Source organism: Streptomyces sp. NBC_00647 (assembly GCF_045207245.1).
In the GTDB taxonomy this organism is placed as follows: Bacteria; Actinomycetota; Actinomycetes; order Streptomycetales; family Streptomycetaceae; genus Streptomyces.
In genome coordinates, this window is record NZ_CP109040.1 from 807,876 (window position 1) to 821,727 (window position 13,852).

Annotated in this window: 9 protein-coding genes; 2 read left to right on the forward strand and 7 right to left on the reverse strand. The window is 71.9% G+C overall.

Annotated features, from left to right (window positions below; genetic code table 11):
- Window positions 1-8 precede the first annotated feature (8 nt).
- The 5 genes from OG788_RS03490 to OG788_RS03510 are packed head-to-tail and all read right to left on the reverse strand — an operon-like array spanning window position 9 to window position 7,502.
- The gene (locus OG788_RS03490; RefSeq protein ID WP_406369037.1) at window positions 9-989 is read right to left on the reverse strand and encodes a ScbA/BarX family gamma-butyrolactone biosynthesis protein; all 981 of its coding nucleotides are present in this window, start codon (window positions 987-989) and stop codon (window positions 9-11) included.
- A 10-nt stretch (window positions 990-999) separates the two neighbouring features.
- Window positions 1,000-1,944, reverse strand: coding sequence for a nucleoside-diphosphate kinase (locus tag OG788_RS03495; RefSeq protein ID WP_406369038.1), 945 nt, complete (start codon window positions 1,942-1,944; stop codon window positions 1,000-1,002).
- Window positions 1,941-3,032, reverse strand: a complete 1,092-nt coding sequence (locus OG788_RS03500) for an SDR family oxidoreductase (protein ID WP_406369039.1) — start codon at window positions 3,030-3,032, stop codon at window positions 1,941-1,943. The genes OG788_RS03495 and OG788_RS03500 overlap by 4 nt, the downstream gene beginning before the upstream one ends.
- Before the next feature lie 55 nt (window positions 3,033-3,087).
- Window positions 3,088-4,740, reverse strand: coding sequence for a hypothetical protein (locus OG788_RS03505; protein ID WP_406369040.1), 1,653 nt, complete (start codon window positions 4,738-4,740; stop codon window positions 3,088-3,090).
- A complete protein-coding gene (locus OG788_RS03510; protein WP_406369041.1) occupies window positions 4,737-7,502 on the reverse strand; it encodes a phosphoenolpyruvate synthase in 2,766 nt (921 codons plus the stop codon). The genes OG788_RS03505 and OG788_RS03510 overlap by 4 nt, the downstream gene beginning before the upstream one ends.
- Before the next feature lie 495 nt (window positions 7,503-7,997).
- Here OG788_RS03510 and OG788_RS03515 point away from each other — a divergent pair, with 495 nt between their 5' ends.
- Window positions 7,998-9,899, forward strand: a complete 1,902-nt coding sequence (locus OG788_RS03515) for an arabinofuranosidase catalytic domain-containing protein (RefSeq protein WP_406369042.1) — start codon at window positions 7,998-8,000, stop codon at window positions 9,897-9,899.
- Window positions 9,900-10,010: 111 nt separating this feature from the next.
- The gene (locus OG788_RS03520) at window positions 10,011-10,868 is read left to right on the forward strand and encodes a ribonuclease BN (RefSeq protein ID WP_406369043.1); all 858 of its coding nucleotides are present in this window, start codon (window positions 10,011-10,013) and stop codon (window positions 10,866-10,868) included.
- 27 nt (window positions 10,869-10,895) lie between these two features.
- On the opposite strand, the gene OG788_RS03525 is transcribed toward OG788_RS03520, so the two are convergent.
- Together OG788_RS03525 and OG788_RS03530 are read right to left on the reverse strand one after the other, a co-directional pair.
- Window positions 10,896-11,705: a hypothetical protein gene (locus OG788_RS03525; protein ID WP_406369044.1), complete on the reverse strand. Its 810-nt coding sequence runs from the start codon at window positions 11,703-11,705 to the stop codon at window positions 10,896-10,898.
- 146 nt (window positions 11,706-11,851) lie between these two features.
- Window positions 11,852-13,573, reverse strand: coding sequence for a PASTA domain-containing protein (locus OG788_RS03530; protein WP_406369045.1), 1,722 nt, complete (start codon window positions 13,571-13,573; stop codon window positions 11,852-11,854).
- Window positions 13,574-13,852: the final 279 nt, after the last annotated feature.

Sequence of the window (13,852 nt, forward strand, 5' to 3'; positions counted from 1 at the left end):
GGCGGGGCTCATGCGGCATCGTGGGCCGCCGCCGCGAGGGCGCGCGCCCACCCGGACGTGACCGGGTCGGCGAGCCTGATGCGGGCCTCGGCGGCCACGGCGCCGTGCTGGCGCAGAGCGCACTCGATGTCGGCGCCGGGCAGGACCGGAGCGGTCCGGCACTCCAGCGGCAGGTCCATCTCGGCGAAGCAGCGGAACCGGGCGGTGAGGGCGACCGGCAGGGCCGATGGGGTGCGGACGCGGCCCGCGGCGACGGCCGCGGGCAGGGCGAGCTGGCGGAAGGCCTCCAGCTCGAGCATGCCGGGCACATGGTCCACCCAGTGGTCGTACAGGGTCGGGTGCGTGGTCTCGGCGACCAGGTGTGCCGTGTGCGTGCCGTCGCTCGCGACACGCGGTGGGGAGATCACCGTGTTGGCCGGGGCACGCCGTCCGACCAGGGCCGGTTCGACGCGTGGTCCGCGCAGTGCGACGGGCACATCGGGCAGGCCGAGCGCGCCGCGCTGTCCGGCCCGCAGACGCGTCCAGTCCTCCGGGGGCATCCAGGAGTAGTCGATGCGGGCCAGCAGGGCCTCGCGTGCGCCGAGGGTCAGGGCGAAGCGCAGCCGCAGGCCGGTCACTCCGGTCCGGGTACGGAACCGGTGCTCGACCCGCGTGGTGACGACCGCCTCGGTGGGCCGGTCGCCGCGGACGAGGGCCGCCGGGTCCGGCACCGCGAACTCGACCGACCGCAGCAGGAACTTCCGTCCCAGGGGGACGTCGAGGTAGCGGTGGGCCACCACGAAGATTCCCTGCCTGCACGCCTCCAGCAGCAGGAAGGGGTCGTGGTGGGTACGGGGGCCGAGTGTGTCGTCGTAGAAGGCGTGGCGGCGGGGGAATCGCGCGGCGAGCCGTATCTCGTCCTCGCTGTGGCGCTCGGCGTCGGTCAGGAAGACCTCCGCGGACGCGGAGCGGTGCACCAGTTCCTTGGGGAGTATTCGGGTGAACTGCACGGGCCGCTCCTCAGCTCGGGGTCGCGCGGACGGTGTCCAGGTGGCGGCGCCAGGTGCCGACATCGGCGCCGTCGAGTACAGGTGCGCGGCCGGGCTCCCGCATGGGGAGCACCGTGGATCCGACGATGACGGCGTCCCACGGGTCGAGGTCGATCCCCTGCTCCCACGCGGTCTCCAGGAGCATGCGCGGGGTGGCCGCCGGGCCGGCGCCCCGGTGCCGGGGCAGGGCGTCGCGCAGCCGTGCCACGGCGGGGTCGAAGTCGAGGTCCCGGGGCTTGGTGGCGGCGTACAGGCGGCCGGTCAGTTCCCGTGCGTCCGCGGTGCGGTCCTCGTCCGCGAGGGCGGAGCGGAACAGGCGGTCGCGTGCGGCGTCGTCGAAGTGGACGGCCAGCTCACGCAGGACGTCGGCGGGTTCGTCGGCGGTGTGCGCCAGGTTCAGCAGGTAGCTGTAGCGGCCGAGGAGGTGCCGCAGCTGGCCGGGCCGGCGGGCGTCCGGGTCCGTGGGCCCCTTGAGCCGGGTGAGCTCGACCGAGGCGGGGATGTCCAGGGCGTGTTCGGGGCGGACGAGCAGGACGAGGGCGTCGGCGTCCTCGAGGAAGAGCGCGGCCAGCCGCCTGCGGTAGGGGGTGGCGAGGTTCCACTGGAAATACCACAGGGAGCGGATCATGGTGCGGGTCAGCCGCGTGACCGCCGCGCCGACGATCCTGAAGCCCGCTCCGGACAGCCAGTCCACGGCCGCGTCCAGCCTGCGGGCCACGACGGCGTCCGGCTTCAGCAGCAGCACGGCGTGCCGGTGGGCGAAACCGGTGATGTCGTCGGTGAGGGCGGCGAGTTGTCCGTGGCCCTCCTGGTAGTAGGTGTCGGCGCCGTACAGCAGTCGCTTGTCGGGGTGGCATGTCAGCAGGGGCGAGACGGGTATGCCGTGCGGGGGTTCGGCGAGGTGGGCGGCGGTCATCGGTGGGTGCTCCCGTCGTGTCGGGCGGCGGCCGGCTCCTTGCGCGGGGCCGGGCCGAGGTAGCCGGTCGCGAGGCAGTGGTCGAGAAGGCGGCGCAGGTAGGGCCGTCCGCGGGACGGGGCCGGACGGCGGCTGAACGCCGCGGCGTGTGTGTCGTCGAAGTGGACACGCCGCCGGAAGTAGGGGGCGTACAGGGAGACGACCCGGTCGTAGTAGGGGCGTTCGCGGTCGGGCAGGGCCGAGGCGGAGAAGGCGGAAGGGGGGACGAACCGCGGCACCTGCAAGGACGGGTACTCGGCGAGGACGTCGGACATGTCCCGCAGGGTCAGCTCGTGGCCGACGGCGTGCAGGGTGTGGCCCTCGGCGTCCTGGAAACGGGTGGCGGCCTCGGTCACCAGGTCGGCGACGCGGTCCACCGGAACGAGGTCGAGGACGGCGTCGTGGTGGCCGGGCACGGTACGCACCAGGCCCCTGGTGAGGACGCGGAGCACGGGATAGATGGTCTTGAGGTCGCGGACGCGGCCGGTGCGGGTGGCGCCGGTGACGATGGTGGGGCGCACCACGGTCACGGGCAGGCCGTCCGCCGCGGCCTTGCGGACCAGGGTCTCTCCGGCCAGTTTGCTCTTCTCGTAGCCGTTGCCGGGACGCTGGCCGAGGTCGAGTTCGTCCTCGCGGGCGGTGCCGTCACGTTCCCCGGACACGTAGGCGGTGCTGACGTGCACCAGTGGGGTTCGGTTCGCCAGGGCCAGGGCGAGGAGGTTTCGGGTGCCTTCGACGTTGATGCGGTCGTAGCGGTCCTGCGGGAGTCCGAAGTCGGTGACGGCGGCGCAGTGCACGATCCGGTCGGCCGTGGCGGCGAGCCGCCGGTCGGCGCCGGTCAGGGCGAGGCCCGGGTGGGTGATGTCGCCGGTGAGCCGGGTCAGCGAGCCCGGGCCGGGGGTGAGCCTTCTGCCGTTGTTGCGGACGAGGTCGCCGTTGCGGTGGAGCAGCGCCAGCACGGTGTGGCCCGCGGCGGTGAGCCGGGCGGTCACCTCCGCGCCCACGAAGCCGCTGGCGCCGGTCACCAGGACCGTCATCGGATCGGACATCGATGGAACCTCCGAGCGGAACGTCGGACGGGGTGCGGTGGGGGGCCCGGTGGTGTCACAGGGCCTGATGGGGCTGGGCTCCTTGGCCGGCCAGCAGGTCGCGGGCCTCTTCGATGGGCAGCTCCGCGCCGAGATGGGCGCCGACGCGCAGCCAGTCGTGGCCGAGCTGCAGAGTCGCCCGCCAGGTGTCCGCGGAGTCGAAGGAGAGCGGGAAGGAGTCGGCGCCCACGGCGCCGCGTACCAGGGCGATGTAGGAGCGCAGCTCCGCGAGCAGTGCGTCACCGTGCTCCGCCGAGTCCACGCCGCGCCGCAGCAGTTCTCCGGCGTACGCCGCGATCGGCGCGGTGACGGGGGGAAGCAGGTCCGTTCGGCGTACGAGGTCGGAGTCGGCGGGCAGCGGGTGGACTCCGTGGGCGCTGAACAGTCCGCGCAGCGCGGCGTGCACGGCGCGGCGCGCGGTGAGTTCGGCGACCCGCCACTGTCCGCGCTGGAGGGCGCCGGTGACATCCTCGACGGCGTTCTCGACGACCACGTTGGACCACACGAGGGCCATCGCTGCGGCGGCGAACCGGTCGGCGGGCAGAGGCATGAGGTCGATGGCGCGGGGTCCGCCGACGGTCGCGCCGCGCACCGACAGCAGCGGCTGTGCGGTGGAGGGCGGCGGGGTCACGGGACCGGACGGGGCGGCGAGCGGCAGCGCGGGGGTGACGGTGCCGCCGCCCTTCCAGGCGAGGCGGATCAGCCCGTAGCGCAGGAAGGCGGCCAGCAGCGCGCCGGGGTCGGCGACGCCGGTGTCGGCGGCCATGGCCCGCACGCGGGGCAGCGGCCGGCCCAGGACGAGGGAGCGCCAGACGGCTCCGGCGTCGTCGCCCAGGGCGAACACGTCGCGCCGGCCGCGGATGACGTGGACGCGTTCGCCGGTCTGCCAGGTGCTCACCCCCGCCACGCGTTCGACGGTGAGCCGCTCGGGCCCTCGGGGGACGCCGGTGAGTCCGAGGTCCTCGGCGAAGGCGAGGCAGGCGGCCAGGTGGTCCTGGGCGGCCTCGGCGTCGCCGGGCCGGGGAGCGGCGCTCTCCAGCTCCCAGTAGCGGTCGCGTATGTCGGTCCGGCCGGTCCGGTCCAGTTGCATGGACAGCCACTTGGGCTCGAGATAGGTCTCACCCAGGCCGGCCGCCCAGGACTTGACGGCCTGGACGAGTCCGGCGCGGGTCCAGTCGACGGCCTCGTCGCCCGCGCCGAGGCACAGCAGCGCCGTCGCGTGCCGCAGGGACTGACGGGCCCGGTGCGCCCACCAGCCGGCGGCGATCCGGCGGAACCGCTCGGCGGGCAGCATCGCCTTCACCTCCTCGACCAGGGCGTGGCCGCGCAGCGGGTGGCTGTGCAGGACCCGCTGGCAGCGGTTGAGGAGGTCCTCGGAGAGCCGGCCGGGCCGTTCGGCCCCTTCCTCCACCGCGCTCAGCTGGTCGGCGAGCTGGCGCAGCGAGCGGGTGCGGATCTCCACCCGCCGGCCGTCCACGAACAGCAGCGACGGCATGGTCGGCAGGTCGTCGTCGGAGCGGCCTACGAGGAGGAAGTCGATGTCGGAGGAGGGGTTGCCGAATCCTTCCGCGATGGATCCTTCCAGGGTCACGGCCCACTCGGTGCCGTGCGACAGTTCGGCGAGGGCTTTGTCGAGCAGGTCCTGCAGTCGGTCCTCGGTGAGGATCACTGATGTGTCTCCGTTCGGACGCTTTCCGCGGCGGCGGTCGTGCTGTCGCCGGGAGGTTCGGCGAGTACGGTGACCGTCCCGGCGGCGCCGTCGACGCGCAACCGGGTGCCGGTGCGGATCTCGGTGGTGGCGCCCTTGACCTGCACCACGGTCGGGATGCCCAACTCCCTTGCCACTACGGCCACATGGGTGAGCGGGCTGCCGCGTTCGATGACGAGGGCGGCGGCGGAGGACAGCGCGGTCACCCATCCCGGGTCGGTTCGGTAGGTGACCAGGATGCCGCCGCCGATGTCGCGCGGGGTGTCGGTGACGGCCGCGGGCCCTTCGGCGACGCCTGTGCAGCAGGGGACGCCTCGCAGCTCGCGGACGCCGGTGCGGGCGGCCGGGCCGTCGGTCCAGCCGGCCCGCTCCAGGTTGCCCGACCAGTACGGAGCGCCGCGGGTGGTGAAGCGGGACGGGGCGTGCAGCGCGGCGTCGGCGGCGAGTCGCCCGCGGCGCAGCGCGACCAGGTCCCGCAGTTCGGTGTGGGCGATCATGCCCTCGTAGGCGCCCCGGATCTCCTCGAGACGCAGCAGGAACACGTCGTCCCAGGCGTCGATGGCGCCGGCGCGCTCCAGATCGCGGCCGAGGGCGCGCAGCATGCGCTTGGCCGCCCCGAAGGCGCGCGTGCGGCAGAACCTCAGGCGTTCCCGGTCGGCGAGCGCCGCCCTGGCCTTCCCCCGGACCCGCTCGTACAGCAGGCGGCGCGTGCCGCGCAGATGCTCGTCGAGGTAGGCGTCGGCCTCGCCGCCGCGGTCGGCCTGGCCGCCGCCGGTGGTGTCCGGCAGTGCGTCGCGCAGCAGGGTGAACAGCCCTGCCGGGTTCTCGCGCAGGTCGGGGACCTCCAGTTTGAGTTCGTCGGGACTGCGGTACCCGTAATCGGCGATGTACGCGTCGACGGCCGCCAGGAACCGGATGTGGCCCGCGTCGCGCAGCGCGCGGTGCGCCTCGGAATCGGGGGTGCTTTCCAGCAGCCGCAGGATCTCGGCGTCGGCGCGCGCCCGAGAGGCCAACTCGCGCAGTGCCCAGACCGGTTCGGCGGACTCCAGGACGCCGCCGGGCGCCGCCGCGGCCCAGGTGAACCACTCGGGCGCCGCCGGAAGCCATCGGCGGGTGAGCAGGGCCAGCAGTCCCACGGAGAGCAGGATCGTCGCGTCCAGGGTCTGCATCGGACCCCATTTCTCGATGAGTTCCCGCTGCAGTCGCCGGAAACGGCGGTACGTCTCGTCACCGGGGAGCGCGTCGTAGTCGACATTGTTGAATACCGCGTACGCCCGATAGAAATCTCGGTGAAACATCTCGATGGATTTCCGGATGGCGAGGAATCGCCCGACGAAGATCAGCGTGCGGGTGAGTCGCGCGAACCGGCCACGTATCCCGGGCCGGGGCGTGAACGGATGGAGTGTGTCGGCGACCTCGTCGGAAATGCTCTCCGCGACGCCGAGGGATTTCTCCAGGACGCGCCGGTTGAGCGGGTACAGCGGGGCCAGGCGCACCATGCGGTACCAGTGGAACAGGTTGTAGTAGACCCGTCCGTGGACATAGCCCAGCAGGTGCGGGGTCCACTCCTGCACCTCGCGCAGCTGCTCGCCGCGGACGCCCAGGGCGCGGGCATAGCTGTCGTATACCTTCGCGTAGGTGTCGGCGGCGAAGCTGTAGGTGAGCGGTGACACGATGCCGCTGAAACTCTCGATGATGTTGGAGTTGTCCCAGATCCGCAGGTCTCCGACGGCCTGGGACGCGGGGTCCGCGGCCGGGGCGAGGGTGGTGACCGGGCGGCTCTGCAGGATCCACAGGGTGCCCTCGGCGATGGCCCACTCGATGTCCTGGGGGGCACCGTACTGTGCGGTGACACGGGCACCGGCCTCGTGCAGCCGGGCCAGTTCGGCGGCGGACAGGCACATCGCGGCCCGGTCCTCGTCGGCGACGGGTGACACCTGGCAGCCGGGTCCCGATCCGGCGTCGTAGCGCTCCTGCTTGTCACCGATCACCGTGGTCAGCGGCTCGCCGGTGGAGGCGTCGAGGACGACGGTGTCGGCGTCGACCGCGCCCGAGACCAGCCCCTCCCCCAGTCCGTGGACGGCGCTCACCACATGCCGGTCGGTGCGGCCCGTCATCGGGTCGGCGGTGAACAGCACACCGCTGCGCTCGGCGGCCACCATGCGCTGGACGACGACGGCGACGCCACCGGCGTCGGGCGGCAGCCGGCGCTGCGCGCGGTAGCGCAGGGAGCGTTCGGAGAATCCGGAGGCCCAGCAGCGGCGGACGTGGGTGATGACCTCGTCGAGTCCTCGGACGTTGAGGAAGCTGTCGAACTGACCGGCGAAGGAGTGCTGTGCGCCGTCTTCCTGGGCGCCGGACGAGCGGACGGCCACCGCGCCGCCGCCGGCCAGCCCGTAGGCCAGCCCGATGGCATCGACGACGCGGTCGTCGAGCGGCGCGGCCTCGATCAGATGGGCGATCTCCGCGGCGGCCTGCCGGGCGTCGGGCTCCCGGCCGTCCGCGAGCAGTCGCGCCAGGTGGTCGTCCAGTCCGCTGCCCCGGCAGAATTCCGCGAATACGTCCAGCCCGAGGATCGACCAGCGCGGTACTTGAAATCCGGAAATCGTCAGGGTGTGCAGGTTCTTCCCTTTTCCACCAGCCCATTCGGCGGTCACGGATTCGTCGCTGGACGGTGTGAGAACGTGCAGGGACCGGCGTTCGGATCCCGTGGTGGGCGACAACGCGTATTCCTTCCCAGGGTGTTGCTCGGCCTCGACCGAGAGTTTCACAGCGGGCAGATCCAAAACACTCCGGTGGACAACCATGGGCGCTTTTCGGTCGTCGTCACCTTTTCAATTTCCGACGGCCCGCCGCCGTTCACGACGGCCGCCAGGACCTCGACACGGAACGGGATGATCCGGTCACAGCGGGTCCGCCCGGCTCCGGACGCGGGGCCGGACCGCGGCCGGTGACACCCGGCGGCACCACCGCATATGCCCACACCGCACCGACACCCCTGCACCACAAGGAGGTTGCGGGCGCGAAAGGGCACCGCACGGGCCACCGGCCGCCCCAAAGCCACACGTTCGGACACGACGAAGGCCTGACCAAAAACAAAAGCAACAAATATTGACGCAATCGACCAGCGCGCGTAACTTCCGTCACAGTCGTCAGGCAGCCTGAACTCGGCTGCCCCGAGGGCGAGTTGTAGCTCCATCCTCCACTTGGGAGCACATATGCGCAGAAGAAGATCTGCCTCCTCGCGTCTCTTCCCGTCTCCGGCGTCCGGGCCGTTTCACCGACCACGCCGACCGCGTCGCGCCCTGCTGTCCGTCGCCGCCGTCCTCGGCCTCCTGGTGACGTTCCTGGGCGGCCTGACCGGTGTCGCCCAGGCCGCGGGATCACAGCCCTGCGACATCTACGCGGCCGCGGGCACCCCGTGCGTCGCCGCGCACAGCACGACCCGTGCGCTGTTCTCGGCGTACAACGGCCCGCTCTACCAAGTCACCCGCGCCTCCGACGGCGCGACCACCGACATCGGGCCGCTGTCGGCCGGCGGCTACGCGAACGCCGCCGGGCAGGACACCTTCTGCGCGAACAGCACATGCACCATCTCCAAGGTGTACGACCAGACGTCCCGCCACAACGACCTGTTCCTCGGCCCGGCGGGCACGGCCGGAATGGGTGCCGACCGAGGCGCGGACGCCGGTGAGCTGTCGGTCACGGCGGGCGGCCACAAGGTGTACGGGATCTGGGTCTCGCCCGGCGTCGGGTACCGCTCGCACGGTGCCGCGTCCGGTGTCGCCGTGAACGGCCGGCCTGAGGGCGTCTACATGGTCGCCAGCGGCACCCACGTCGGTTCCGCCTGCTGCTTCGACTACGGCAACGCGGAGGCCACCCCGGCCGACACCGGCAACGGCCACATGGACGCCGTTTCCATCGCCACCACCTGCTACTTCGCTCCCTGCAGCGGATCCGGCCCCTGGGTCGAAGCCGACCTGGAGAACGGCATGTTCCAGGGCGACAACGGCTCCAACACCGCGAACAAGGGCAACAACAGCACGTACGTGACGGCCGTCCTCAAGAACAACGGACAGACCACCTACGCCTTGAAGGGAGGCAACGCGCAATCGGGCGGCCTGACGACCTGGTGGGACGGGGCGCTGCCCTCGCGGGGCGGCTACCGGCCGATGCAGCAGGAGGGAGGCATCATCCTGGGCACCGGCGGCGACAACAGCAACTGGAACATGGGGACGTTCTTCGAGGGCGCCATGGTGTCGGGCTATCCTACCGACGCCGCCGAGAACGCCGTACAGGCCAACATCGTCTCGGTCGGCTACGCGGGCCGGACCGACGTCCCGAACGGCCCGCAAGGCACCGTCACCGGCCCCGGAACCCAGTGCGTCGACGTCACCGCCGACGACACCGGAGTCAACGGTGCCGCCGTCGGTCTGTGGAACTGCCAGTCCTACGCCGAGGACCAGCACTGGACACACAACGCCAACGGGTCCCTCGCCACCATCGGCCGCTGCCTGGACATCATCGGCAACGGCACCGCGAACGGCACCCAGGTCGAACTGTGGGACTGCAACGGGGTGGGAGGCCAGAAGTGGGTGCAGCGCGCCGACGGCTCGCTGTTCAACCCGCAGTCGGGTCGCTGCCTGGACTCCCCCGACGGCGCCACGGCCAACGGCACCCGCCTGCGGATCTGGGACTGCAACGGATCCGCCGCCCAGAGGTTCGCCGTCAACGCGGGCGCGCCCGTCACAGGACCTGGCGGCACCTGCGCCGACGTGGCCGGGGACGACAACGGGTCCAACGCCACCGCCGTACAGCTGTGGGGCTGTCAGTCGTACGCGGTCGACCAGCACTGGTTCCGCAGCACCGACGGCCGGCTGCACACACTGGGCCGCTGCCTCGACATCATCGGCAACGGCACCGCGAACGGCACCCAGGTCGAGCTGTGGGACTGCAACGGAGCCGGGGGCCAGATCTGGGAGCAACAGGCCGACGGTTCCCTGCGCAACCCCCAGTCGGGTCGCTGTCTGGACTCCCCCGACGGCGCCACGGCCAACGGCACCCGCCTGCGGATCTGGGACTGCAACGGATCCGCGGCCCAGAAGTTCGCCCTCGGCTGACCACATCTCGCCCGCCCTCGGCCCCGGCCGGACACGCGACGTCCGGCCGGGGCCGATATGCCCCACTCGCAAGGCTGTCGGTCAGGTCGCGATCTGTGATAGTCGACGTGCATGCCGAAGAAGGCTCCCCCTCCCGCCGATCCCGAGGACCACCCGCCCGCGCGGGTACGGCTCTGTCGCGTGCTGCGCGATTCCCCGGCCGGCCGGGGATGGCGGCGGAGCAAGGAGATCGAACTGGGGCAGAGGTCGCTCGGCTTCGCGGCGCTCGGGTTCCTCACGCTGGTACCCCTCCTGATCGTCGTCTCCGCCGCCGACCCGGCGCACGGGCGGGGGTTCGCTCAGTGGCTGGGTGACGGACTCGGCGTATCGCGGGACGCCAGGCAGCAGGTGGCGCAGTTGTTCGCGCGCCCCGGTCAGGTACTGCAGACCACGACCGCCTTCGGCCTCGCCGCGCTCGCCGTCTTCGGACTCAGCTTCGGGGCGGCCGTCCAGACCGGCTACGAGAAGGTCTGGGACCTGCCTCCGGCCCGCTGGTACGCGAGATGGCGGCAGGTGCTGTGGCTCGCCGTTCTCATCGGGACCCTCTACGTGACCGCGACGACCACACTGTGGCGCCACTCGGCCGCCGGAACACTGACCGCGACACTGAGCGCCGTCCTGTTCTTCTGGTGGTCCCAGTGGATGCTGCTCGGCGGACGGATCGCCCTGAGCGCCCTGCTGCCCGGCGCGGCCCTGACGGCGCTCGGGCTGCTCGGACTGCGGGTCTTCTCGCGTCTCGTCTTCTCACCCCTGATCGCCTCCAGCGCCGTCACCTACGGTCCTTTCGGTACCGTCCTCGTCGTCCAGTCCTGGCTGGTCGGAGTGGGCGTCGTCGTCTTCGACGGTGCACTGCTGGGGCGACTGGTGCACGAGGAACTGCCCACCATGGCAAAGGCGCTGAGGGTGCGGGCCAGGCATCGAGGGCGTTGACACCCGGGAATCGCGTCCCGCGCCCCGTCAGTCGGACCGGCTGAGCTCGGCGCCGGGCCGCTGGTCGGGCAGCGGTGCCGGGGACGGCTCCCGGTCCCAGCGCAGAGCGAGAATCGTCACCGGCACGGCTATCAGTGCCGAGACGATCACCGTCATGACCACGGCCGTCCATGTGTCCCAGATACGTCCGGCGCAGAGCGCCACGACAAAGGGCGGGACGACCACGCCGACGCATTTCGCCACGCCGAACGGGACCCGGGGAACGACGGGGCGGCCCCTGGCGGCGCGGTGTGCCCGCCGGACGGCGCCGAAAGCGGCGATGAAGGCCAGGGCCGCCGACCAGGCACAGACCAGAGCGAATCCGACGACGACGGTGGCATCCTCGTCCGGCAGCCCGGGAAGCGTCTCGTGGACCCCGTCGTGGCTGACGGACACCTGGACGTTCCGCCAGGCGGTGACCTCCACCTCCTCGCCCGGCTTGACGAGTTCCGACAGATCGCCGTGCGCGTCGAGGTCGAGCGCCTGATCGGCAGGGGCCGGAACCGGCGGCCGCAGCCGCACCCGGAAGACCGTCGCCTTGCCGCTCTTGGCGTTCTCGGCGGAGAGCACCGTCCCACGAATCGTGCGCAGGCAGTTCGCGGTGTCCGGTGCCGCTCTGTCGCTGTCACAGGGCCGGGCCGCCAGGAACGCCCTCTCCGTGGCGACGCGCTCGGGAACGGCGACGGTCAGACCCGAGGCAACCGCCAGCAAGGCCGACCCGAGCAGTGCCCAGGCCACCGCATGCCGCCACGCCTGCCCCCGGCTCCGCGCCGACGCCCACCTGTCCACCGTCCGCACGGCCGCTCCCCCACGCTCTCTTCGCTCCGGGCCAGTCAGCCACACGCCGCCGATCGGTCGTCAGGGTGCGGCTCGGAAGCGTAGAACCCCCGCTGGACTGCCGGTATCCGGCAACATCGAGGGCTCCCGCACGGTGTCGGCCCGTGTCAGCCGGAGTTGTAGCCCCATCGAGCCCGGCCGTCCCTGCCCATGAAGCACTTCGCGGGTCGCCCGTCTGCCGTGGTCGCGATGGCGCCCACCGGAGAGCAGTACTGCCCGAACTGGATGCCGGACCCGCTGCCGGTGCCGCCGGTGGTTCCGCCCGAGGTCCCGGAGGAGCCGCCCGTGGAACCGCCCCCGCTGGTACCACCGGCGGACGTGCCACCTGACGTGCCACCTGACGTGCCATCTGCCGAGGTGGAGCCGCTCGTACCCCCGGTGCGCGGCTGCGGTTTCGGCTCAGGCTTCGGCTTCGGCTTGGGTTTGGGCTTCGGCGTGGGCTTCGGTGTGGGCGTCGGGCTGGGTTCGGTGCACGGGTCACCGGGGCCGATCAGCCAGAGGCCGGGTCGGGTGGGCAGCGAGACCTCGCGGTCGGGATCCGGCTGCTGGCGGCACACCCGCCAGTCGTCCAGGTCACGCGACCCGGCGTCCACGTGCCGCCCCGTATACGCGTGCCAGGTGGCCGGGTGCTCGAGGCCCAGGTCGCCGAGGAGACGTGAGGCCTCGTCGAATCTCCCGCCGACGAGGTCCGGCATGACGATCCGTCGCGGGGCGTACAGATGCGCCGGGCAGGCCTCCTTCTCGGGGACCGCGTAGAGCGTCAGCGCTCGTGCGGACGGCCGAACCGTCTCAGCGTGAGAGGGCGACTGGAAGCAGACCCGCCAGCCGGGCGCCGAGGCGGGCACAGGGCGGAAGGACGAGGAGGCGTCGGCCGTCGTCACCTTGTGCCAGGACCGGCGGCGTGCGTCCGCGACGGCCGTGGTGAGGGCCGCGCCCTTGAAGTCCGGCACGACGACGGAGTGGTCGGCCCCGGCCCGCGCCGGTGTCTCCTGTCCCGCGTTCCAGGCGGCGGAAGCCAGCGCTGCCGCGACCAGGGCGGCGAGGACGGGGCGTCTGCGGACCCAGGTCGACAGGCGTGCCCTGCCACGGGGGCGCAGGGCGGAGTCGGTCGGCAGGAGTTCTCCCGACTCAGCGAGAAGTTCCCCCTTCGGGTCGAGCTGGGACCCGTGGAGTTTGTACACCTTGCCGTCGACGACGATCACGGCGGAGTCGAGGATGCCGGACTCGCGGCGAAGGATCGCCACCGGTTCGGGCACCCGGGTCGCCTTGGGCGCTATCAGGTTGCGGAGAAGGACGAGTCCGTTCCCGGTGAGTGCGGCGTAGCCCCAGCCGCAATGGTAGAGAGCCCGCACGGATTCGCCGGGTTCGAGTTCCGCGAGCAGGGCCTTCTTGTGGTCGTCGGGCAACGAGATCCGCTCGCCGGCGACGACCGGGGCCCAGCGCGAGTCATCGGCGGGCGAGCCGGACACCTTCGTTCCGGTCCCCTGCAGGAGTTCGCCGGCCGTGTCGATCAGCGACCCCCACAGACTGATCGCCAGCCCGTTCGCGTCCACGTCCACGCGCGACGCTCCGCCGTAGGCGGGGCGCAGAATCACCAGAGGCCTCGCGACGCGCGAGGGCGACTCTCCGCTCAAGAGAATGAGCGCGCCCTCGGTGAGCGCGGCGTATCCCAGTCCTTGGTGATAGAGGGCCAGCACCCTCTCACCGGGCCGAAGGGTACGGAGGAGGGCCTGCGCCCTGCGGAGGGGAAGGGGGACGACCTCGCGGGCGGCCACCTCGGCGGTGCGCGGGTCGTCACCGAGCAGACGCTGCGCAGCGGTTGGGGACATACGCGGAGAATAACCGCTGCCGATCTTCGGCAGAAACACTGCTCCATGAACCGATGCATGGCTGTGACCTGCACAGATGCTCTCACCCCGGCTCCATCTCGGCAATCGCGGCAGCAATCGCCGCTCCCGGGAGGGGAAGACGGCACTCCCGGCCGGCCGACTCGCGGGAGCGACAGCGTCTCCCCGCCGAAACCCCAGCGACAGGAGTGACACGTACGACGTGCGTGGTTCCGGCGGACTCCACCGCGTGCTAGACACAGCTGGGTCACAGTCCTGTCC

What these genes read in the sequence shown, in the direction of transcription:
- OG788_RS03495 (WP_406369038.1), bottom strand. Translation starts at nt 1,944, where the DNA reads ATGACCGCCGCCCACCTCGCCGAACCCCCGCACGGCATACCCGTCTCG.
- OG788_RS03500 (WP_406369039.1), bottom strand. Translation starts at nt 3,032, where the DNA reads ATGTCCGATCCGATGACGGTCCTGGTGACCGGCGCCAGCGGCTTCGTG.
- OG788_RS03515 (WP_406369042.1), top strand. Translation starts at nt 7,998, where the DNA reads ATGCGCAGAAGAAGATCTGCCTCCTCGCGTCTCTTCCCGTCTCCGGCG.
- OG788_RS03520 (WP_406369043.1), top strand. Translation starts at nt 10,011, where the DNA reads ATGCCGAAGAAGGCTCCCCCTCCCGCCGATCCCGAGGACCACCCGCCC.
- OG788_RS03530 (WP_406369045.1), bottom strand. Translation starts at nt 13,573, where the DNA reads ATGTCCCCAACCGCTGCGCAGCGTCTGCTCGGTGACGACCCGCGCACC.